Source organism: Glaciecola sp. KUL10 (genome assembly GCF_003203515.1).
Classification (GTDB): domain Bacteria; phylum Pseudomonadota; class Gammaproteobacteria; order Enterobacterales; family Alteromonadaceae; genus Glaciecola.
Genome location: NZ_BGNG01000002.1, coordinates 185,806 through 205,994, shown reverse-complemented (window position 1 = coordinate 205,994; position 20,189 = coordinate 185,806). Strand labels below are relative to the sequence as shown.

The window sequence follows — 20,189 nt, the reverse complement described above, 5'->3', positions numbered from 1 at the left end:
CTCTGTTTCGCTGAACCATTTTTCTATTAATGTATACGCCATTGAACCAGTATTAGGTGCAAAATCAATTACTTTGAACCTTCAGGTATCAGTTGGCTAACCGAATTATTTTCGCTAAACCCTCTTTCACAAGGCGCAACGACAAAATCATATCCATAGTTAGCTTGAGGGTTTCGTTCAATCAGCAAAATTGCATTTTCGTCAATAACCACCGAGCGCTGATGACTCTTTTTATGGCATGAACTATAAGGGTAAGCTTCAAAGTGAAAAATAAACTCAGCTATCAACTTGCGAACTGATGCATGACGGGCACTTATCTTTTGTAATTCTTCACGAGCTGCTTCTTCATCTAATACGTTTAGGGTAAATGCACCTTGCTCATTATCGTTGCTGCTCGGGCCAAACATCACAAACTCAACTCTATTACCAGAAGCCTCAGTAACATAGGGAGCGAGCGCAGCAACAATACCGATGATCATGATGGGTAATAAAATAAGCCTCAATACTAGACTCAGAATCGCATGCTTCTTGTCTTTCCAATGAACCTTTATTTCAAACCCCAGAACTTTTAACAGTAAGCTAATAAGTATCCATGCGTTTAAAAATATGATACCGATTGCTAAAAATACGATGCTGGTTATACCGATCCACAAGGGGGCAAACACTAGCGTAGTAAATCCAAGCGTGAAGATAAATGGAGAGGGCTCAATACCTGTAATCAAATTAATCTGCAATGCTGCAAACGCCAATGCAATGTTAGCTAACGTGGCGTAAGTGATAATGAAAATACTCTTCCCGAGCGTCGTATCCCATACCTTTTGAAACATTTCGAGCAGTTCACCGCTAAACCCAATAAATATTAACCCAAATGCTAAAATTCCTGGTAAAGCCAAGTCGTCAAAACTGACTATTTGAAAAATAAATAAGATTAACGCGAAAAAATAGCACCGTTGAGCAAAAGTATAGGGTTCGATCCATGCCTGAGTTTTTTGAATGACACTTGCTTTAAGATTCATGAGTCGCTTCCATTTGTCGTTAAGCACACGCACTATACGGTATACGAGTTTATTGTGTTAAGTTGTTATACGCTATTTATTCAATTACTTACAGTGCTTATAGTGTGAAAACGCTACACTTTGTTACAAACACAAAATCTTGTTACGTATATACTTGTCGGCAATGGATACACTGCTCGGGTGTTCAACAATTAAGGAAAAACAATGTCTTCACCCAATAAAGTATTGGCAAGTCTATTATTAGCATCATGTTTAGCAACTACTCCTGTTTTTGGTGCAGATATCGCTCGTGAGTTGCGCGTAAATGCGGACGAAAACGCAGCGCCGGATAATTTTTTAGAGTTTGGTTTAGGTGCAGTAGCAGGTACTGGTCCTTCACTTACTGAAGATGAACCCGAGTTTGCAGGCTTTACATTTGTAGTAGCGGCTAGCTATAACTACCGAGGCTTTTTTGTCGACGTCGCTGGCGAAACCTCTGAGCCTCTTTTATTTGGCTACAACGCCTATAACACGGACAACTGGTCATTTGATGTTGTACTTGCCAATACTGGCGATGGCATCTCTGATGATACAGACGATAGATTCAAAGATATCGATGAACGAGAAGCGAGTACCATGTTTGGTGGAAGAGCGACTGGCTATCTAGGCGAAAATATTGTGCAATTTTCATTGAAGCACGATGTATCCGGAAAGAGCAAAGGTATCACCGCTAGTGCCCTAATCGGCCGAAACTGGCAATATCGCAACTGGAATTTCCACGGACTATTAGGTTTATCATACGCAAATGATAAATTTTCAAATTACTACTTAGGTGTGTCCGAAGAAGAGTCGCTACGAACAGATTTTGAAGCTTATGAAGCCAGTGCCATGCTAAATGCTAATGCAAGTATCGGCGTCACCTATCCGATTAGTGAAGATTGGATTTTTAGAGCCACCGCAGTGGCACACACGACTAATGGAACCAAAGACAACCCATTATTTAAAACGACTCGCGACGGTGTTATTGCTGTTGGCGCTAGTATTAGTTATGTGTTTTAGGAGTTAAATAATGAAACTACTAAAATACTTTACTGCGCTTTTGATGTTAATCATCACATCCTTGAGTCACGCTCAGCAGCAAACAAGTCCCCAAATGAAAGGGCTGGCAAAGCTAAGTATTTCACCCAAAGGATGTGTTGCTTTGCGCAAGGGTCAAATCTGTTATCAGCAAACAAGCTTAACATGGGAGCACGCGATTCCAGGCGACTATTGCATTATTCAATGGTCTAACAAAAGCGTACTTAAGTGCTGGCAAAACCAAACAGGTGGCCAATTTTCATTTGATTTTCAGTCAACCCAAGACGAAGAATACGTGCTGGCTCAAAGAGACTCGCAAGAAGTGCTTTCGCGCACCCGCATGGTAGTCTCTTGGGTATTTAAATCATCTAAACGTCCAAAATCGAGCTGGAGACTTTTTTGACAATAGACACACAAACGCATGTCATGCTCATCGAGGATGACATGTCACTAGCACAGTGGTTTAGCGACTATTTAAACGAGCACGGTTATGCGGTTTCAATCGTCACTCGCGGCGATCTTGCAGTAGAAATGGTACTTCAAGATCGTCCCGATATTGTCCTTTTGGATATTATGTTACCGGGTAAAGATGGTCTAGATGTATGTAAAGAGCTTCGCCCCAGATATCAAGGTCCAATATTGATGATGACCGCACGTGACGAAGAGATGGACGAAGTATTAGGGCTAGAAATTGGTGCTGATGATTACGTTACCAAACCGATAAAGCCTCGCGTCATGTTATCAAGAATAAAAGCCTTGTTACGACGTGAAACCACTTCACCTCTTAAAGAAAACGAACACGCACTGACGTTTGGTAACTTATCTATCAGAACTGAAAATCGCACCGTTTTATTTGCAGAAAAAGTCATTAAACTCACATCTAATGAATTTGATGTATTACACCAATTAGCAACTCATGCGCCTGATATTGTTAGCCGAGAATTTCTCTCCAAACAGATTCGAGGCATCGAATACGATGGCTTTGACAGAAGTATGGACATCATTGTTTCAAGACTGCGCAAGAAACTAAATGACGATGCTAGCAACCCATACAAAATCAAAACGATTTGGGGCAAAGGCTATATGTTTATTGAAAATGCTTGGGATGAATTGTGAAGAAATTAGGCTTTTCTCTTGTATTTGTGATTCTCAGTGCGGTTTTCTTACTCGGGTTCGCGCTCGATAGCTTTTTTCAAAACCTTAACGAGGCTCAGGTTGATGATGAGTATCTAAGCCATAAACAAATGGTAAAAAGCCTTGCTAAGGTAATTGATCATTCACAAGACACACAAGTTGCATTGGCAATGTGGGAAGATAACAGCCAACAGACGATCAAACTTACGCCAATCGCGCAGTTTCCGCTGCCACCAGAACTCAATCAGAGCTTTATCAAGGGCGAAGTCTTACTGCTTGAGTCTAGCGAAGCAATTACGATTAATGTTTTCTTACCTAATAAAAAAAGCGTGTTATCGGTAAGTGTGACTAAGTTAAATAATCAAACGAACAATGAATGGCTAAAACTTGTTTTTTCTAGCTTGTTTTATATCGGTGTATTAGCCAGTGTGATCATTTGGTTATTCCCATTAATTAGGCAACTAAGCAACTTAAAGAAAGCCACTAATGAAGTAGCTAATGGCAACTTTGAGGTGCGTATCAAGCATCAAAGAACCTCATATATTTCAGATATCGAATCAGCATTTAATCAAATGGCTCACAAAATACAGATGCTGATTGATGATAATAAACTACTGACCAGTGCAGTTTCTCATGATCTAAGAACCCCTATCGCCCGCTTGCGTTTTGGAATAGAAGCCTTAGAAGAAACGCAAGACCCAGAGAGGATGCAAGCCTATATTAAGCGACTTAACCAAGACATTGGAGAAATGGAAAGCTTAATTTCTGTCATGCTAAGCTACGCGAAACTTGAGCAAAGCATGAATCAAATGGCAAAACAACCATGCGAATTGTGTAACTTAGTAGAAGGTGCAATTGAACGCCGTAAACAATCGACCAAATTCAAAAACATCGACATTCGCCTCAATGTAGCAAACGATATCGTGCTAGAAGTCGAACAAAACCTGTTTCAAATGGCATTAATCAATTTAATCAATAATGCATTGGAACATGCAAACTCCCTTATTGTGATCGAATATATCCAGCAAGCAGGTAAAGGTGTTTTGAGCATTACGGATGATGGCAAAGGCATTAACGAAGAACAAGCCAATGAACTATTAAAGCCCTTTAGAAGAGGTGCGAGTAAACCTGACTACTCAGGTTATGGAATGGGCTTGGCAATCGTTGATAGAGTTTGCTATTGGCACGGAATCGAGTTTTCAATCGGCAACTGCGATGAAATGGGCGGGGCGCGCGCCGAGATGGTGTTTTAGACTGTATACATGTTGATAGCATTAGTCGTATCCTTACAAGATAACAACAATTATTTTACAATTGAGCAGTAGCATGTCGCTAAGGCACAATTAAGGATCCCACTGTGACTTACAAAGCTTCTTACTCTCTTTACTGTGCAATTGTCGTTTCAATGGGAGGCTTTGTCTTTGGCTTTGATGCTTCGGTCATATCTGGCGTAATAGGCTTTGTGAGTAGCGAATTTAATTTAACGCCGATTCAGGCTGGCTTTGTTGTCGCCGCGCCTACCTTGTCTGGTTTATTTGGCACCATGATAGTGGGTCCCTTGAGTGACATAATTGGCCGTAAGAAAATATTGCTATGTATTGCATTTCTTTATTTACTCTCTGCATTGGCCTCAGCTTTTGCAACTTCTTATGAAATGTTAGTAAGCGCCAGAGCGATTGGAGGATTGGCGTTTACTTCGTTAATGATCGCCCCCTTGTATATTGGCGAGATATCCCCCGCGACCAAACGGGGCAAGAGAGTCTCAATTAATCAGTTAAACATTGTCATTGGCTTATCTGCTGCCTACTTTACGAATTACGCTATTTTGCAATTGAGTGACTCTGATGCGGCTTGGCGATGGATGCTTGGCCTTGAAATCATACCAGCACTTATATTTTTCTTAGCCTTATTCACCATTCCTGATACACCACGTTGGTTGTTTGCACAAAATAAAAGAACAGAAGCTGAAGACATCATTCATAAACTTATGCCTGTAAGCGAGGCTGAACAAGAAATAGCAGATATTAAAAGTAGCTCTGCTCTTCAAACAACTTCTCTTTGGAAAAAGCTGAAGGATATATTCAGCTCAAAAATGCGTTTAGCCTTATTAGTAGGTGTAGTCATCGCTATCACCCAACAAATTACAGGGATCAACGCCATTTTCTTTTATGCGCCAACGATTTTTGAACAAAGTGGAATCGGCACCGATGCTGCATTTTTACAAGCGGTTTTGGTAGGTGTTATTAATGTCGTTTTCACTATCGTGGCGATGTCTTTAATCGATAAATGGGGTCGTAAACCGCTTTTAATAATTGGGCTAACAGGCATTATTTTGAGCATGGCAATATGCACATATGGCTTTGCTAAAGCTAGCTATATGATTACTCCTAAAACGTTCACTGCAATTGAAGAAAGCCAAGCAGCTGATAGGCGTTTTGATACAACAGATTTAAAGCCATTGGTGAATAAGTCCTTTGATAGCGATGTTTCATTTAAAAAGGCGCTTCGTGATGCAATTGGAGAAGAAGCTGCCAGAGACAATGAAAGTTTGCTAATCAGCAACAGTATTACCATCAATGCAAAACTCATCCTTGCCGGCATTTTAGGGTTCGTTGCTTCGTTTGCGATTTCACTTGGTCCGGTGATGTGGGTCTTGTTTTCTGAAATTTTCCCCACTCAACTGCGTGGCGTTGCTATTTCTTTTGTTGGGCTTATCAACGGTTTAGTCAGCTTTTCAGTACAACTCATTTTCCCAGTTGAACTAGCCACGTTAGGCGCGGCAACTACCTTCGGGTTATATGGCATGTTCGCAATAATGGGGTTAGTGTTTGTAATTTACTTGCTTCCCGAGACCAAAGGGAAATCGCTAGAAGAATTGGAACACATATTAAGTAAACCAAAGGTTAGCACGTAGCGAGCTATGGATTGCAGAAAGAACAGTAAAACGCACTTCCCACTGTTTTCACATTGGGAATACTCTCTTCAAAACCACATGCAGAGCACGTTTTAGCTCTCTCTTGGACCTGATTCGTTGGTAGCGTACAAAGTTCACACGTTACGTAGCGGACTTTTGCGTGGCACACATCAAAATCGACCTTGCCACACTCAGGGCAAAATGAATTGAGTTGCTCAATGAGTTTTTCTGCACATTTTGTTATCACTGTTTGTCTATCAGGACAGTGCATGGCTCTAAAATCTGGCTCCAAATAAACGTCAATGTTTTCTACGTCTTTAAAGCGAAGTAGTAATTCGTTTGCTGTTAAGCCCTTTTCCCACTGCTCTTTTTGAGTTGCATCATTAAGCTTGTTTTTGCTTAACATCCAAGCTTGTTCATTATTGTATTTGGACAATTGCTCTTTAAGACTGATTTCCGTGTCGGCCCGAATGGGCCCCAGCGCCAAGCCCGAATGAACGCGGGCAACAACCTCTAGCTTTTTCTCAATATCGATAAACGCTAAGTATTCCTCATCCACTAAACCAACACCGAAAATTGAATTAATACTGCCTTCGCTCCCAATACCTTGATTACAGCCTGTTGCCTCACAAGATAAGTAAGCTTTCTTTAACGCAGCCTGGCTAGGGGTCAATGTTCTTTCAACCGAATGATCAAATGCGCCAAGCAAGTCAGTGTCAAAGGTGTCTGTGTGAACAATAGTACTGTTGAACGCTTCTCGAAAAAGGGGCGCTATAAGTGTTTGCTTTCCATGCTTGGTTAACAATGCTACCGTTTGATGTACCACTTTAGAGTGAGTTGAAGGGCTGTTTGACATTTATGTGTTTTAAATAAAAGAAGCGACAATAATCAATTGCTAATAGTGTAATCGGATAAGGAATTACAGTTAAGTTCATTTAAGCAGGCTTATAAGTAATTGGATGAAACTTAAAGATTTGCCCATATCAATTTCTAACTAAATTTATCAAATCACGATAAAAAGAGAGTTTATTTATGAAAAATCTAATTACACTCATGTTTTGCAGCCTGACCTTATCCTCCTGCGTGATAGTACCCCAAACAGACCACGTCAATGTAAATCGTTGTGAAATTTCATCGGACAAGAAAACTTTAAAATTTGTGGATGGCTTCAATGAAAGCAATACTTTTTATTCAATTGGTGGCTTCGTGTTAGCACCGATATCTGGAATTTTTTCAGGTAGTTATGTCGCTATCAACAATGTATATAATTTAGGTGAGGAATTAATTGTATGCGGTATCTATGACAATGATACGGGTACAAAGAGTAAAATCTAGTTCTTTCGCAAATCTGTATCAGGCTCAATAAATAACACTTAAGTATTACTTGACTCATAGAGGTCAGACCTGTAACCTGCCCGCCCCAACGATTAATTAGTTCAACGGATATTTAGTATGTTCAAAAAATGCGGCAAAACCCTTCTCAAATTGACAGCGCTGTCATTATACTTAATAGCGTTTATTGCCCATGCTACCGTTATCGATTTTAAAGATATGGGTGATGCAAACGCGTACATTTTTAGTGAATTTACTGGTTTGAATAACGACTCACAAGGTGCCTTATTGGTAAATGAAAATATAGATTTAACTGGCTACACTGTCGCGACACTTAATGGTTCTGATGAGCTTGCGATTGCTACAAATGGAAATTTAAGTGTAAATGGGGGCGATGTAAATGGTTTGGTGAGTGTTGCGGGTACTGCTACTATCAATAATACTAACGAATTACGAAGCACTTCTTCCAATTATGAATTCGACAAAAATCACTTCCAGAAGTTATCAACCAATCTCAGTATATCAACAAATACAATTAATACAGTGAAATGGAGCGAGCTCTTAATCGATACTTCAACATCACGCTATACCTATATTACTAATATTGACAGTAATCAGTTATTTAATTTTAACAGTGTCAAAACAAGTGAATTGGCTTTAGGGGCTCGTATAGTATTTAATGTTTCAGGTGAAAATATTAACCTTACTGCAAAGGATTGGTTGATTAAGACTGCGGCATATGAATCTCATGACGCAAAGAATATACTTTTTAACTTTTTTGAAGCCGATACTGTCACTATCAACACGTCTATTTACGGCTCGGTACTAGCGCCAAATGCTAGCGTAATTGGAGAGGGTGGAATGGTCAATGGCCAATTGATTGCAAACAGTTTTACCACCGGAACCAACGGAGGTGGCACCCAACTAAATCAAGCTGTTTTTAATAGTGACACTCTTTCTTTTGATAATACTGTTGATACCATTCCCTTACCTAAAACAAACTTAATGTTCATTGGAGCATTATTCTTAATACTTCTTCGCAGATTAGTGGTCTGCTAAATACAGTAGAGTTGGCTCTAGTCAGAGACCCTCTTAACAAACTTCGCTGTAATCATGATTTCACCCGCCCCATCAACTTTGCAGTCGAGTTGATGGTCAGCTTTGTCCAACACCCGCCTTACAGTTGCTTTGGTACCGATTTTAATCACACTTGAAGAGCCTTTTAGTTTTAAGTCTTTAGCGATGTATACCTTGTCGCCATCAACAATTAAAGCTCCGTTTGCATCTAGTATATTGGGCGTATCGTCATCGCTTTTATCTTCTGGGTTCCATTCATGGCCACATTCAGGGCAAATCATCATCATTTGATCCGCGTATGTGAATTCGGAACGACATTGTGGGCAGGGTGGAAGTGACATTATTAAATCTCGTGCAGGTTCAAACTTAGATTTTATCAAGATTCAAGTGACTAGTCAGCCAAATACTAGTTGAAAGGGCAGTTGATTCGCCTTATTGAAAACTCTACATTATTTGGCCTATCTAACAATGGATAGAATACTTCAACCTTAACAAGGAAGTTATAAATGAAAGAGTTATTAGAGCACGAAGTGGATGATGTAGCGGGTGGCGCACTGTTTGCTGGAGCAGCCATCGGAGCAATTGGCGGTGGGTTTTCAGCTTGGTTAAATGATGGGGATCTTGGCGATATAGTAGTCGGCATAGCGTTCGGCGCCCTTGGTGGATTTGTAGGAGGGGCGGGCTCTATAATTTTTAATGCAGGAGCAAGAGCTTCTGGTTCGGCGGTTTCCGCAACAGGGCTCGTTATCACTAATTTAGATCCAATCGTTAAAAAGTTAAACAAAAAAACCTAGTACAGGCAATTTTAAGTTTCACTTTTTGTTGGAAGTAATCACAAGTAGATAGAAGTAACGGCATGAAAAACAAATTAACCAACCTTTTTTCATTATATTCACGGTGGGATGAGGATCAGATACAAAGATGGGAAAAGAAGTACTCTAGGGGGATCGCACGATTCCTGTTACTTGATGGTGTAGTTATATGGGGCATCCCTAGCGGAATGATCTTCATGTGGCTAACACTATCTAACGGCTTAGATACAATGAAATTTATCGCTACTGTCTTAGTTTGGTTCATTGCTGGTATCTGTTATGGCTTAGTGGTGTGGCAAGGTACATCTCGGTCTTATGCTTTAAATGTAAAAAACAGAAAGCAGAGATAAATATTCTTATTAGTTACTAGAAATTGCAGTTAAATTTCAGAAAACAAAAAAGGCGCTAAGTTTTCACTTAGCGCCTTTTCAATTTGTTAAAGCAAAAATTACTGTGCTTTAGTCACTACGTCAACTAACTTCCAAGTCTTAGACTTAGACAAAGGACGACATTCAGTAATAGTTACTACGTCTCCTTCGTTACATACGTTAGCTTCGTCGTGTGCGTGTAGCTTAGTTGAACGCTTGATAAACTTCCCATAGATTGGGTGCTTAACAGTTCTCTCAACCATAACAGTAATGGTTTTATCCATTTTGTTACTAGTTACACGGCCTTGTACTGTACGAATCTTCTGTTCAGTCATTATCTATTCTCCAGCAGCAGGCGCATTTGCCTTCTGCGTTAAGATAGTTTTAACACGTGCGATGCTGCGACGTACTGTACGTAATTGGTCAGTTTTTTCTAACTGGCCCGTAGAGTGTTGCATGCGAAGGTTAAATTGCTCACGAAGCAATTCAAGTAATTCAGCATTCAATTCTTCCACGCTTTTTTCTCTAAGTTCAGTCGCGCTCATTACATCACCGTCCGAGTTACAAAGGTTGTTTTAAATGGCAGTTTTGCCGCAGCCAATGCAAACGCTTCACGTGCTAATTCTTCTGGAACACCTTCCATTTCATATAACACACGACCCGGTTGAATTTGGCATACCCAGTACTCAACGTTACCTTTACCTTTACCTTGACGAACTTCTAAAGGTTTTTCAGTAATTGGCTTGTCAGGGAAAACTCGAATCCAAATTTTACCTTGACGTTTAACGTGACGAGTCATGGCACGACGAGCTGCTTCGATTTGGCGAGCAGTCATACGACCACGGCCAACAGACTTAAGGCCAAATGTTCCGAAGCTTACTTTGCTACCAGCAACAGCAAGACCACGGTTACGACCTTTGTGCATCTTACGAAATTTCGTACGCTTTGGTTGTAACATGATTAGCCCTCTCGTTTAGCGTTACGGCCTTTCTTCTTAGGTGCAGGAGCTGGTTGCTCTTGAGTAAGTGGTAAACCACCTAATACTTCACCTTTGAAGATCCAGACTTTAACGCCAATGATACCGTATTGAGTCAATGCTTCAGACGTCGCATAATCGATGTCTGCACGGAAAGTGTGTAGTGGTACACGACCTTCACGATACCATTCTGAACGAGCAATCTCTGCTCCGCCCAAACGGCCGCTAACTTCAACTTTGATACCAAGTGCACCTAGGCGCATTGCGTTTTGTACCGCGCGCTTCATAGCACGACGGAACATAACACGACGCTCTAATTGGCTAGAAATACTATCGCCAACAAGCTGTGCATCAAGTTCTGGTTTACGAACTTCAGCAATGTTGATCTGAGCTGGCACACCGGCAAGCTTAGATACGTGATTGCGAAGCTTCTCTACGTCTTCACCTTTCTTACCGATGACAACGCCAGGACGAGCAGTGTGAATAGTCACACGGATACTCTTAGCTGGACGCTCAATCACGATTTTAGAAAGTGACGCGCTTTTCAACTGTTTCGTCAAATATTGACGGACCTGGTGGTCATTAAACAAGTTGTCTGCATACTCTGCTGTATTAGCGTACCAAGTCGATGTCCATGGTTTGCTGATACCCAGGCGTATACCGGTAGGATGAACCTTCTGTCCCATAATCTACTCCTAGTTATCCGCTACAATCACGGTAATGTGACTGCTACGCTTAAAGATACGATCAGCACGGCCTTTAGCACGTGTCTTGATTCGCTTCATAGTCGGGCCTTCGTCAACAAAGATTTTAGCTACTGACAATTCGTCAATATCTGCGCCTTCGTTGTTCTCAGCGTTGGCAATCGCAGACTCAAGAACTTTCTTGACTAGCGCTGCGCTTTTCTTTGGGCTGTACGTTAAAATTTCTAAAGCTTTTTCAACGTGCAATCCGCGGATTTGATCTGCTACCAAGCGTGCCTTTTGAGGTGACGTACGAGCAAAACGGTGTTTAGCTAAAGCTTCCATTTTATTCTCCTTATCTCTTGGCTTTCTTATCAGCGACATGGCCGCGATAAGTACGCGTTGGCGCAAATTCGCCCAACTTATGGCCGACCATTTCGTCACTAATGTGAACAGGTACGTGCTGGCGACCGTTATGAACCGCAATGTTTAGCCCAATCATATCTGGGATAATTATAGAACGACGAGACCAAGTCTTAATTGGTTTCTTGTCGCCCTTTTCCACTGCAGCTTCTACCTTCTTCAGCAAGTGTAGGTCAATAAAAGGACCTTTCTTGAGAGAACGTGGCATGGTGAATCCTCGCTGTTATTTATTACGACGACGTACGATAAGTTTATCGGTACGCTTATTACTTCGGGTTTTCTTACCTTTAGTAGGAACACCCCAAGGTGATACTGGGTGACGACCACCAGAAGTACGACCTTCACCACCACCGTGCGGGTGATCAACCGGGTTCATGGCAACACCACGAACTGTTGGTCTAACACCACGCCAGCGTGTAGCACCGGCTTTACCTAGTGAACGAAGCATGTGCTCTGCATTACCAACTTCACCGATTGTTGCACGGCAGTCAGCTAATACTTTACGCACTTCGCCAGAACGTAAACGTAGCGTGATGTACGCGCCGTCTTTCGCTAGCATTTGTGCATATGCACCAGCAGAACGTGCAATTTGTGCACCTTTGCCAGGCTTCATTTCGATCGCGTGTACGATGGTACCTACAGGAATGTTGCGCATTGGCATTGCATTACCCGCTTTAATAGGTGCATCAGAACCAGATTGGATTGCATCGCCTGCTTTAGCGCCTTTAGGTGCTAAAATGTAACGACGCTCACCGTCTGCGTATAATACCAAAGCGATATTAGACGAACGGTTTGGATCATATTCTAAACGCTCAATTTTCGCTGGAATGCCGTCTTTGTTACGTTTGAAGTCAATAATACGATAGTGTTGCTTGTGACCACCACCGATATGACGAACCGTAATACGACCGCTGCCGTTACGACCACCAGATTTGCTCTTAGTATCAAGCAAAGGAGCATGAGGTGCGCCTTTATGCAAATCAGGGTTAGTAACCTGAACAACGTGACGACGACCTGCAGAAGTTGGCTTAGCTTTTAATAATGGCATTTCTAATCCCCTTCTTACTCAGCCGCACCGGCGAAGTCGATGTCTTGACCTTCTTTAAGCACTACATATGCTTTTTTCCAGTCGCTGCGTTTACCAAAAGATTGACCGTGACGCTTAGTTTTACCTTTGCAGTTCACTGTACGAACAGCGTTTACTTCTACTTCGAAAAGTTTTTCAACGGCCGCTTTAATTTCGGCTTTGTTCGCATCTTTAACTACTTTGAAAACAACCGTGTTGTTTGCTTCAGCAGTTAAGGTCGCTTTTTCTGAAATGTGAGGTGCTAAAAGCACTTTTAACAAACGTTCTTCGTTCATGCTAATGCCTCCTCAAGTTGTTTAACTGCGTCAGCTGTAATCAATACTTTATCAAAAGCGATTAGGCTTACAGGGTCGATGCCTTGAACGTCACGTACGTCAACTTTATACAAGTTGCGTGATGCTAAGAACAAGTTCTCATCAACTTCTGGTGTCACAATTAATACGTCGTTTAGTTCGTATTCGTTAAGCTTAGCGATAAGCTCTTTAGTTTTTGGCGCTTCAACACCAAATTTTTCGACTACGATTAAACGCTCTTGACGTACCAGCTCAGATAGGATGCTTTTGATCGCACCACGGTACATCTTTTTATTTACTTTTTGATCAAAGTCACGCGGCTTAGCTGCGAATGCACGACCACCACCAACCCAGATTGGGCTGCGGATAGTACCAGCACGAGCACGGCCAGTGCCTTTTTGACGCCATGGCTTCTTACCGCCACCACGTACTTCTGAACGCGTCTTTTGCGCTTTAGTACCTTGACGAGCACCTGCACCGAAAGCAACAACCACTTGATGAACAAGTGCTTCGTTGAATTCACGGCCAAAGGTAGTCTCGGATACTTCAAGAGCGCCTTTCGCGTCTTTCAATGATAATTCCATAAGATTACTCCCCAGACCTAGGCTTTAAGTGCCGGCTTGACGATAACGTCACTGCCAGTTGCGCCAGGTACAGCACCTTTAATTAATAACAGGTTATTTTCTGCATCAACGCGAACAAGTTCTAAAGACTGTGTGGTGATACGCTTGTTACCAAGCTGACCAGCCATTTTCTTGCCTTTAAATACTTTACCTGGTGATTGGTTTTGACCAATTGAACCAGGAGCGCGGTGAGATAGAGAGTTACCGTGCGTCATACGTTGTGAACTGAAGTTCCAACGTTTGATAGCGCCTTGGAAACCTTTACCTTTTGATGTACCTGCTACATCGACTTTTTTCGTGTCATTGAAGATTTCAACAGTGATTTCACTGCCCACTTCAATATCACCGCCTTCAGAACCTTCTAGGCGGAATTCCCACAAGCCGCGGCCTGCTTCCACGCCAGCTTTAGCAAAGTGACCTGCTTGAGCTTTATTAACGCGGTTAGCTTTCTTAGTGCCAGCGGTAACCTGTAGTGCACGATAACCGTCAGTTTCGTCAGTACGTAACTGAGTCACACGGTTTGGGGTCGCTTCAATAACAGTCACAGGGATAGATACGCCATCTTCTGTGAAGATGCGAGTCATACCCACTTTACGACCGATAAGACCAATCGACATTGTTATTACCCTCTCTTGTTAGCCCAGGCTGATTTGAACATCAACGCCGGCAGCCAAGTCCAATCTCATTAGTGCGTCAACTGTTTTATCAGTTGGCTCAATGATATCTACTAAACGTTTGTGTGTGCGGATTTCGTATTGATCACGTGCGTCTTTATTGACGTGCGGAGAAACTAGAACCGTGTAACGCTCTTTGCGTGTTGGTAAAGGGATAGGACCCGATACTTGTGCACCAGTGCGCTTAGCGGTTTCTACGATTTCGCCTGTAGACTGATCGATCAACTTGTGATCAAACGCTTTTAAACGAATACGAATTCTTTGATTTGGCATCGATTAAGCTCCAATCGAAAGAACAAAATAAATCACCTTTTCACTCCTTTATACCCTTTGTAAAAAACAAAACAGGCACGGATGAAAAGATGTGCGTAAACCATTGACCTACAATTGAGGTCCTGTTCATATGCTAACGTGTTCCAAAACTTCATTAAGCGTTTGCTTTTGTGAAGCGCTTGAACTGGTGCGTAACTAAAGAAGCGTAAGCTTATTGACCTAGTTAAACAGCCCGTTAACGAATGTCTTTAATAAGTATCTATCAAGACAGTGGGCGCGAATTATACAGATGTTTGGGACATGTGCAAGCTTTAATCAGTTTCAAAAGCATTAAAGTTGCACGTGTTTAACAAATCTAGCGTGCTATGAAAGGAAGCAATAAATGGAAAAGCCTCAATAACGCCATTTTCTGCTGATATAAAAACAACCCAGCGCGCCAAACAAGAAACCAATGGCTGGGATTAAAAACCATTTGTGGCCAGTATATCGATTTACTTCTTTTGCCGAGACTTTTTCGTAAAAGCGTCTGCCGTTTAGGGTTTTCTTTACAAAAGAGTTACCGCGATCTTGGTAGCTGGTATGTTCAAGTTGATGAACTCTAGGAAGCAATGCTTTTTGTCGTGCAATCCGATCAGCCCACTCGGGACGCTCTTGGTAATCTTTATTGAGGATACTAAAGGTTTCCAAAGGTTCATCAGGCAGCAACTCGGCTTGTGAACGATATAAGTATAATACAGCCTGTTCACTTGGAATCAGCGCATGTCCAAGTGAGGCTCCCCCCAATATCAATAATGCGAGACCTGCGACAAGCCAGCTCCTTACATGCTTTACTTGCTGTTTTTCTTGCCGGAGTATTGCATCTTGAACCTCCCGAACTGTTTTAAGCTTTTCTAGTTCCGCTGAATCCACTAACTCATATAATTCTTGAGTATTAATTTTATATGCGTCCACTAAGCGCTTGTAAATATCGTCAGAGGGATACGACTTACCTGTCTCCAGTTTTGACAAATACGATTGCTCGATTTCAATCTTTTTTGCAGCTTCAGGCTGAGTGAGTGAAATTGCCTCTCTGCATTTACGTAAATAGTCTCCAAATTTCATATGTGATCCTTGTTATCTGTTTTGGCGCTTAACGCGTTGGTAGAGCTAAACATTCTTGGCAAGTCGTGAGGGGAATACTAGATGAATAAGCTTGAATATTCACGACCTATTAAGAATTGTGATCACTTTTGTCAAATTGTTTCATTGAGATATTCGTTGATTACATTTTCTCGCATGTTTGCCGATATAAAGCTGATATAGGGGATATAGGCAAAAGATTGAGAGACAAGACTGGTATTAGGATCAATGTTAACCTCAATGCACCATGATTAAACTAATATTAACCAAGTAGTCACACTTATAAGGATAATTTACGTAGATGTTGGATAGTCCGCAGTACAAACCAGCTTTGGATAATTTAAAGAGCCAATTAGAAACTTATCCAACATTGATAGACGCGTTTCATCAAGTTGAGCCCGTTATCCTTGAGTTGTTTGGTGCCCAACGAATGAGTTTATTTCAGCGCAGACGCCAACATCAGGATCTAGTGGCTCGATTCAAGACGGGCAAAGAAACGAAACAAATTAAAGTCCCTATCAGTCCCTTATCTATTGCGGGCTATGTTGCTTTAGCACAAAGACCTATCAATATTTCAGATCCCTATGATCCAAGCGAGCTTTCTGAAATTCACCCAAGACTGCGATTTGCGGACCAATTTGACAAAAGCAGCAGTTTCAAAACCCAAAATATTTTGTGCATACCGGTTATGAATGCAGACGTGCTGATGGGTGTTATGCAGATTATAAACAAAACCGATGGTGACTTTTCTCAATCAGATCTTGAGTTAGGTGGCGAAGTTGCCAGGCTGCTAGGTGACAAATTTAGGTATGAACTAGGCGGAACTAAACACCAGTTTGATTATCTTGTTCATCGTGGACTAGTTAATCAAAAAACCATCGATGAACTATCTGAGAATAACGCAACCACAAAGCAAATCATCCAACGTTTAATGTCTGAGCAACGTATCTCTGAGCAAGATATTGGCAATGCAATATCGATTCATTATCAAGTCCCGTATATTAGTTACTTACCCGACAAATATCATTTATTCCAGCATGACAGTAAACTAAACTTATCTTATTTAAAAAGAAATCACGTTGCCATTGTAGCAGATGCGAGCGATGCACCAATCATCCTTATGGCAGAACCTAACAATGCCGGTTTGCTGATGGAAATTGAGAGCGTTATCGGTATTCACAGTTACGATATAGCCGTATCGCTCCCAACCCAAATTTTGCAATATTTAGGTGAAAGTGTCGGCGGTTCTGGCCCAGGTGACCTTGATGAAATATTAGATGAAATAGGTTCTGCAGGTGAAGATGATGATGACCAGGTCGATGAATTATCTGACGATGCACCAGCTGTTGTGCGCTTGGTCAGCCGAATACTTCACGATGCAAAACGCCTCAACGCATCAGATATTCATATTGATCCAGAAAAAGGCGCTCCTACTCGAGTTCGAATGAGAGTTGATGGTGTTGTAAGGGATATTAATCAAGTTCCTGCTTCACACCACAACGCTGTGATTGCTCGCATTAAAATCATGGCAAGCTTAAATATTGCTGAAAAACGAGTTCCGCAAGATGGAAAGTTAACCTTTCGTATGTCCGGTCAGCCTGTAGAAGTGAGGGTCGCAACAATTCCTACGGTTGCTGGTGAAGGTGTTGTGATGCGTATCTTAGCCACTGGAGGTGCAATGCCCATTGGCAAGATGAATCTTTCAGAACGCAATATGGACATGCTTGAAACGATGATTAAAAAACCCCACGGTATTCTGCTGGTAGTAGGTCCAACCGGCTCAGGAAAGACGACAACACTACATGCGATACTAGGATATCTAAACACACCCGATAAAAAGATTTGGACAGCTGAAGATCCCGTCGAAATAACGCAACCTGGACTACAACAAGTTCAAGTAAGCCCCAAGATTGACTTTACCTTTGCAAAAGCTTTGCGCGCATTTTTGCGAGCTGACCCAGACATCATCTTGATTGGTGAAATGCGCGATAAAGAAACGGCACATGCTGGCATTGAAGCTTCCTTAACCGGACATCTAGTGCTTTCAACCTTGCATACTAACTCTGCACCAGAAACGATTACTCGTCTGCTGGATTTGGGTTTAGACCCAGTGAATTTTTCAGATGCGTGTGTAGGCATCTTGGCTCAGCGTTTAATCAGAACAATATGTGCTAATTGCAAGGAGCCTTACGTAGCCAGTGAAAAAGAAATTAGCTTTATTAAACGCAATTATGGCGAAGCGTATTTATCAGATTTTACCTTAGATGAACCACTTACTCTACATAGAGGGAAAGGATGCGAAGAGTGCGGTGATACCGGCTATAAAGGAAGAACAGGTGTACATGAACTACTCACCATGACACCCGATTTAAGAAGCTTAGTATACAAAGAAACGTCAGTCTCAGAGATGAAAGCTCAGTGTATGTTAGATGGCATGCGTACACTTACTCAAGATGCTATTTTAAAAGCTTTGAAAGGCGACACCGATATTTCGCAGGTACAAATTATTGGCGGACACGGCTAACATCGACGAGTTTAGAGGGCGCAAAACCATATTCCTTTTTGAAAGCGGTGCTAAAATGAGACAAATTATTGAAGCCGACCTCATAGCAAGCTTCCGATACTTGCGCGCCAGATAAAATTGAAAGTTTTGCATTTTCTAATCGCACCTTTTTGAGGTGCTCTCCAAAGCTAATGCCAGAGTAAACATTCAGTTTCCGTGAAAGGGTTCTCGTCTCAACAAACATTTGCTTAGCCACCTTTTCGCGACTAAAATCCGGGTCCGAATACTGTTCGTTTATAATACTCGCAAACCTTTCCATGAATTCGGAATCGGTAGCATTATTCACTGAGTACTCTACCTTACTTTCCCCAACTGAAGTTGAATCGTCAGCACGTTCCTTAATTGCGTTTTTTAGCACAAGTTTTATTTCATCCATACTATACGGAGATTGAACAACATCACTGACACCCCGTCTCAGCAGGCTTAGCCTAGACTGAGTATCGGGAGAATTGAGTAACACTAACGAGCTTGGCCTATGATAGGTCTGAGGTACTTTAATGCGGTCGAGTAAATGTAAGACCTCTATTGCGCTTAAACCACAAAATCCATGTTCGATGATTATCGCTGATGCTTCAGATTTTGAATAGCTAGCAATGACTGATTCTATGTTCAAAAAAGAATCGCACAGTAAATCGCTTCCAAGGGTTTCTTGAAGCCTTAACGCGATGGCTCGATCTGAGGCTAAAATCATAATTTTTGGTTTAAGTGACACCGGTGGTTCAACTTCATACTTTGGGTGTAATTCAGCGGTATCATTACTTAGCTCAAAATTTAGAGACTGTTGTTTATTGATATTCGAACTTGCATCAAGATTACAAACCGGAAAATATAAATAGCTTCGAGTTGAATAGTTAACCGCACTCACGAGATCAAAGGAACCACCGAAATGTTTACAAATACTGGTAATATCTTCGAGGCTAAGTAAGTCTGTCCCATTTATATATTTATCCAAATCTGCTGAAAGCGTCTTTATACTCGCATTCAACGCAATATTTCTTTGTCGATGAAAGGGAATACCTTGTCCAAAATCCTCGATACATAAATAAAAACCCGACGCATCGCTGCTTGCGTTTACAACAACCGGCTCATCATCTCTTGAATGTTGAATTGAGATAATAACTAAGCGGTTTATCAGTTTTTCTAACAGTTTTGCTGGAAGCTCTACAACAGCCTCAGTTGTGCTATTTATCACCAATTTTTGATCGTTCACTCGGCAAAACGAGGCAAATAGCTTTGCACATTTATCGAGCACATCAGCAGTGTTTGTCTGATAGGTGCTTTGAGGACCAGCAAAACGCTTAAGATCCAGTGAAACCAACTTGTTAGTAACGGCCTTTAATGTAGAAGACTGAAAAACCAATGAATCTTTTTGTTCTATCCACGAAGTTTCATCATGAGCTTGCGCTAGGCCCTCATTCGTGTCGTTTATAATAGATTGTATACGGTTTGCACAATTTGAAACCTGTAGATGCTGCTGAGCTAGTGCTACTAATAGCTCTCGTTTTTCAAGCTCAAGCGCATTAACAACAGCTTGTGAGTTGATTTTTAAGTGTCGGGCAAAAAACGCTATGCTACTAAGGAATAAAATACCAATAAATAGTAATAGGCCTGTTACTGAGCACTCAGTGAAAGAGTGATATTGATGACTTTCAAAAAACGCCAAAGAGAGTTCAGCACTTACATCCGTATAAACCAAGTTATTCCCCTACTACTGCCTACATCTAAATATCTGGCAAAGAATTACCCACCTCAAGTGGTACGACCAG

26 protein-coding genes are annotated in these 20,189 nt (G+C 41.5%); 10 read left to right on the top strand and 16 right to left on the bottom strand.

All coding sequences use genetic code 11. The features are described 5' to 3' along the window. Positions 1-68: 68 nt before the first annotated feature. Entirely contained in the window at positions 69-1,016 is a 948-nt protein-coding gene (locus KUL10_RS04825) for a hypothetical protein (protein ID WP_110427776.1), read from the bottom strand. A 204-nt stretch (positions 1,017-1,220) separates the two neighbouring features. On the opposite strand from KUL10_RS04825, the gene KUL10_RS04820 reads away from it, so the two are divergent. From KUL10_RS04820 to KUL10_RS04800, 5 genes are all read left to right on the top strand, one after another. After that, positions 1,221-2,054 carry a MipA/OmpV family protein gene (locus KUL10_RS04820; protein ID WP_110427775.1) on the top strand — a complete coding sequence of 278 codons (834 nt, stop codon included), beginning with the start codon at positions 1,221-1,223 and terminating at the stop codon, positions 2,052-2,054. 10 nt (positions 2,055-2,064) lie between these two features. Continuing rightward, positions 2,065-2,475 (top strand): DUF3019 domain-containing protein, encoded by a 411-nt coding sequence (locus KUL10_RS04815; RefSeq protein WP_110427774.1) that lies wholly within the window; start codon positions 2,065-2,067, stop codon positions 2,473-2,475. Positions 2,476-2,477: 2 nt separating this feature from the next. After that, positions 2,478-3,188, top strand: a complete 711-nt coding sequence (locus KUL10_RS04810) for a response regulator (protein ID WP_373415176.1) — start codon at positions 2,478-2,480, stop codon at positions 3,186-3,188. Further along, positions 3,185-4,459: an ATP-binding protein gene (locus tag KUL10_RS04805; protein WP_110427773.1), complete on the top strand. Its 1,275-nt coding sequence runs from the start codon at positions 3,185-3,187 to the stop codon at positions 4,457-4,459. Before KUL10_RS04810 ends, KUL10_RS04805 begins: the two co-directional genes overlap by 4 nt. 104 nt (positions 4,460-4,563) lie before the next feature. Then, positions 4,564-6,120, top strand: coding sequence for a sugar porter family MFS transporter (locus KUL10_RS04800; protein WP_110427772.1), 1,557 nt, complete (start codon positions 4,564-4,566; stop codon positions 6,118-6,120). A 4-nt stretch (positions 6,121-6,124) separates the two neighbouring features. On the opposite strand, the gene KUL10_RS04795 is transcribed toward KUL10_RS04800, so the two are convergent. Next, positions 6,125-6,976 carry a DUF6671 family protein gene (locus KUL10_RS04795; RefSeq protein WP_110427771.1) on the bottom strand — a complete coding sequence of 284 codons (852 nt, stop codon included), beginning with the start codon at positions 6,974-6,976 and terminating at the stop codon, positions 6,125-6,127. 176 nt (positions 6,977-7,152) lie between these two features. Here KUL10_RS04795 and KUL10_RS04790 point away from each other — a divergent pair, with 176 nt between their 5' ends. Continuing rightward, positions 7,153-7,455, top strand: coding sequence for a hypothetical protein (locus KUL10_RS04790; RefSeq protein ID WP_110427770.1), 303 nt, complete (start codon positions 7,153-7,155; stop codon positions 7,453-7,455). A gap of 117 nt (positions 7,456-7,572) precedes the next feature. Continuing rightward, a complete protein-coding gene (locus tag KUL10_RS04785; RefSeq protein ID WP_110427769.1) occupies positions 7,573-8,511 on the top strand; it encodes a choice-of-anchor A family protein in 939 nt (312 codons plus the stop codon). A 17-nt stretch (positions 8,512-8,528) separates the two neighbouring features. Here KUL10_RS04785 and KUL10_RS04780 read toward each other — a convergent pair whose 3' ends face one another. Then, a complete protein-coding gene (locus KUL10_RS04780) occupies positions 8,529-8,870 on the bottom strand; it encodes a zinc ribbon domain-containing protein YjdM (protein WP_110427768.1) in 342 nt (113 codons plus the stop codon). Between the two features lie 165 nt (positions 8,871-9,035). On the opposite strand from KUL10_RS04780, the gene KUL10_RS04775 reads away from it, so the two are divergent. Continuing rightward, positions 9,036-9,323, top strand: coding sequence for a hypothetical protein (locus tag KUL10_RS04775; RefSeq protein ID WP_110427767.1), 288 nt, complete (start codon positions 9,036-9,038; stop codon positions 9,321-9,323). 62 nt (positions 9,324-9,385) lie between these two features. Then, positions 9,386-9,691, top strand: coding sequence for a hypothetical protein (locus tag KUL10_RS04770; RefSeq protein WP_110427766.1), 306 nt, complete (start codon positions 9,386-9,388; stop codon positions 9,689-9,691). Positions 9,692-9,789: 98 nt separating this feature from the next. Here KUL10_RS04770 and rpsQ read toward each other — a convergent pair whose 3' ends face one another. The 12 genes from rpsQ to KUL10_RS04710 all read right to left on the bottom strand — a co-directional run bounded on the left by rpsQ (position 9,790) and on the right by KUL10_RS04710 (position 15,842). After that, on the bottom strand, positions 9,790-10,044 hold the full coding sequence (rpsQ, locus tag KUL10_RS04765; protein WP_110427765.1) for a 30S ribosomal protein S17: 255 nt from the start codon (positions 10,042-10,044) through the stop codon (positions 9,790-9,792). 3 nt (positions 10,045-10,047) lie between these two features. Then, positions 10,048-10,254: a 50S ribosomal protein L29 gene (gene rpmC, locus KUL10_RS04760; RefSeq protein WP_110427764.1), complete on the bottom strand. Its 207-nt coding sequence runs from the start codon at positions 10,252-10,254 to the stop codon at positions 10,048-10,050. Further along, entirely contained in the window at positions 10,254-10,667 is a 414-nt protein-coding gene (gene rplP / locus KUL10_RS04755; protein ID WP_110427763.1) for a 50S ribosomal protein L16, read from the bottom strand. Before rplP ends, rpmC begins: the two co-directional genes overlap by 1 nt. A gap of 2 nt (positions 10,668-10,669) precedes the next feature. Then, positions 10,670-11,371, bottom strand: coding sequence for a 30S ribosomal protein S3 (gene rpsC, locus KUL10_RS04750; RefSeq protein ID WP_110427762.1), 702 nt, complete (start codon positions 11,369-11,371; stop codon positions 10,670-10,672). Positions 11,372-11,380: 9 nt separating this feature from the next. Further along, the gene (rplV, locus tag KUL10_RS04745) at positions 11,381-11,713 is read right to left on the bottom strand and encodes a 50S ribosomal protein L22 (RefSeq protein WP_110427761.1); all 333 of its coding nucleotides are present in this window, start codon (positions 11,711-11,713) and stop codon (positions 11,381-11,383) included. 10 nt (positions 11,714-11,723) lie between these two features. Further along, positions 11,724-11,999: a 30S ribosomal protein S19 gene (gene rpsS, locus KUL10_RS04740; protein WP_110427760.1), complete on the bottom strand. Its 276-nt coding sequence runs from the start codon at positions 11,997-11,999 to the stop codon at positions 11,724-11,726. Between the two features lie 15 nt (positions 12,000-12,014). After that, complete coding sequence (rplB, locus tag KUL10_RS04735; protein WP_110427759.1) at positions 12,015-12,839, bottom strand: 50S ribosomal protein L2; 825 nt, start codon at positions 12,837-12,839, stop codon at positions 12,015-12,017. Between the two features lie 14 nt (positions 12,840-12,853). Beyond that, entirely contained in the window at positions 12,854-13,153 is a 300-nt protein-coding gene (rplW, locus tag KUL10_RS04730) for a 50S ribosomal protein L23 (RefSeq protein ID WP_110427758.1), read from the bottom strand. Then, the gene (gene rplD, locus KUL10_RS04725) at positions 13,150-13,755 is read right to left on the bottom strand and encodes a 50S ribosomal protein L4 (RefSeq protein WP_110427757.1); all 606 of its coding nucleotides are present in this window, start codon (positions 13,753-13,755) and stop codon (positions 13,150-13,152) included. The genes rplW and rplD overlap by 4 nt, the downstream gene beginning before the upstream one ends. 17 nt (positions 13,756-13,772) lie before the next feature. Continuing rightward, positions 13,773-14,411, bottom strand: coding sequence for a 50S ribosomal protein L3 (gene rplC / locus KUL10_RS04720; protein ID WP_110427756.1), 639 nt, complete (start codon positions 14,409-14,411; stop codon positions 13,773-13,775). Positions 14,412-14,429: 18 nt separating this feature from the next. Continuing rightward, entirely contained in the window at positions 14,430-14,741 is a 312-nt protein-coding gene (gene rpsJ / locus KUL10_RS04715; RefSeq protein WP_110427755.1) for a 30S ribosomal protein S10, read from the bottom strand. Positions 14,742-15,134: 393 nt separating this feature from the next. Next, positions 15,135-15,842: a helix-turn-helix domain-containing protein gene (locus KUL10_RS04710; protein WP_110427754.1), complete on the bottom strand. Its 708-nt coding sequence runs from the start codon at positions 15,840-15,842 to the stop codon at positions 15,135-15,137. 319 nt (positions 15,843-16,161) lie between these two features. Between KUL10_RS04710 and KUL10_RS04705 the strand changes: the two genes are divergently transcribed. Next, positions 16,162-18,384, top strand: coding sequence for a GspE/PulE family protein (locus KUL10_RS04705; protein ID WP_110427753.1), 2,223 nt, complete (start codon positions 16,162-16,164; stop codon positions 18,382-18,384). Here the strand turns inward: KUL10_RS04705 and KUL10_RS04700 are convergent. Next, positions 18,365-20,119 carry a helix-turn-helix domain-containing protein gene (locus KUL10_RS04700; RefSeq protein WP_110427752.1) on the bottom strand — a complete coding sequence of 585 codons (1,755 nt, stop codon included), beginning with the start codon at positions 20,117-20,119 and terminating at the stop codon, positions 18,365-18,367. The genes KUL10_RS04705 and KUL10_RS04700 overlap by 20 nt on opposite strands. Positions 20,120-20,189 lie beyond the last annotated feature (70 nt).

Excerpts from the sequence above, each read along its gene's own strand:
- KUL10_RS04710 (WP_110427754.1), bottom strand. The coding sequence starts at position 15,842 with ATGAAATTTGGAGACTATTTACGTAAATGCAGAGAGGCAATTTCACTC.
- KUL10_RS04705 (WP_110427753.1), top strand. The coding sequence starts at position 16,162 with ATGTTGGATAGTCCGCAGTACAAACCAGCTTTGGATAATTTAAAGAGC.
- KUL10_RS04790 (WP_110427770.1), top strand. The coding sequence starts at position 7,153 with ATGAAAAATCTAATTACACTCATGTTTTGCAGCCTGACCTTATCCTCC.
- rplP (WP_110427763.1), bottom strand. The coding sequence starts at position 10,667 with ATGTTACAACCAAAGCGTACGAAATTTCGTAAGATGCACAAAGGTCGT.
- KUL10_RS04820 (WP_110427775.1), top strand. The coding sequence starts at position 1,221 with ATGTCTTCACCCAATAAAGTATTGGCAAGTCTATTATTAGCATCATGT.
- KUL10_RS04795 (WP_110427771.1), bottom strand. The coding sequence starts at position 6,976 with ATGTCAAACAGCCCTTCAACTCACTCTAAAGTGGTACATCAAACGGTA.
- rpsS (WP_110427760.1), bottom strand. The coding sequence starts at position 11,999 with ATGCCACGTTCTCTCAAGAAAGGTCCTTTTATTGACCTACACTTGCTG.
- KUL10_RS04775 (WP_110427767.1), top strand. The coding sequence starts at position 9,036 with ATGAAAGAGTTATTAGAGCACGAAGTGGATGATGTAGCGGGTGGCGCA.
- rpmC (WP_110427764.1), bottom strand. The coding sequence starts at position 10,254 with ATGAGCGCGACTGAACTTAGAGAAAAAAGCGTGGAAGAATTGAATGCT.
- rplB (WP_110427759.1), bottom strand. The coding sequence starts at position 12,839 with ATGCCATTATTAAAAGCTAAGCCAACTTCTGCAGGTCGTCGTCACGTT.
- KUL10_RS04825 (WP_110427776.1), bottom strand. The coding sequence starts at position 1,016 with ATGAATCTTAAAGCAAGTGTCATTCAAAAAACTCAGGCATGGATCGAA.
- rpsJ (WP_110427755.1), bottom strand. The coding sequence starts at position 14,741 with ATGCCAAATCAAAGAATTCGTATTCGTTTAAAAGCGTTTGATCACAAG.
- KUL10_RS04780 (WP_110427768.1), bottom strand. The coding sequence starts at position 8,870 with ATGTCACTTCCACCCTGCCCACAATGTCGTTCCGAATTCACATACGCG.
- rplC (WP_110427756.1), bottom strand. The coding sequence starts at position 14,411 with ATGTCGATTGGTCTTATCGGTCGTAAAGTGGGTATGACTCGCATCTTC.
- rplV (WP_110427761.1), bottom strand. The coding sequence starts at position 11,713 with ATGGAAGCTTTAGCTAAACACCGTTTTGCTCGTACGTCACCTCAAAAG.
- rplD (WP_110427757.1), bottom strand. The coding sequence starts at position 13,755 with ATGGAATTATCATTGAAAGACGCGAAAGGCGCTCTTGAAGTATCCGAG.
- rpsC (WP_110427762.1), bottom strand. The coding sequence starts at position 11,371 with ATGGGACAGAAGGTTCATCCTACCGGTATACGCCTGGGTATCAGCAAA.
- rplW (WP_110427758.1), bottom strand. The coding sequence starts at position 13,153 with ATGAACGAAGAACGTTTGTTAAAAGTGCTTTTAGCACCTCACATTTCA.
- KUL10_RS04785 (WP_110427769.1), top strand. The coding sequence starts at position 7,573 with ATGTTCAAAAAATGCGGCAAAACCCTTCTCAAATTGACAGCGCTGTCA.
- KUL10_RS04815 (WP_110427774.1), top strand. The coding sequence starts at position 2,065 with ATGAAACTACTAAAATACTTTACTGCGCTTTTGATGTTAATCATCACA.
- rpsQ (WP_110427765.1), bottom strand. The coding sequence starts at position 10,044 with ATGACTGAACAGAAGATTCGTACAGTACAAGGCCGTGTAACTAGTAAC.
- KUL10_RS04770 (WP_110427766.1), top strand. The coding sequence starts at position 9,386 with ATGAAAAACAAATTAACCAACCTTTTTTCATTATATTCACGGTGGGAT.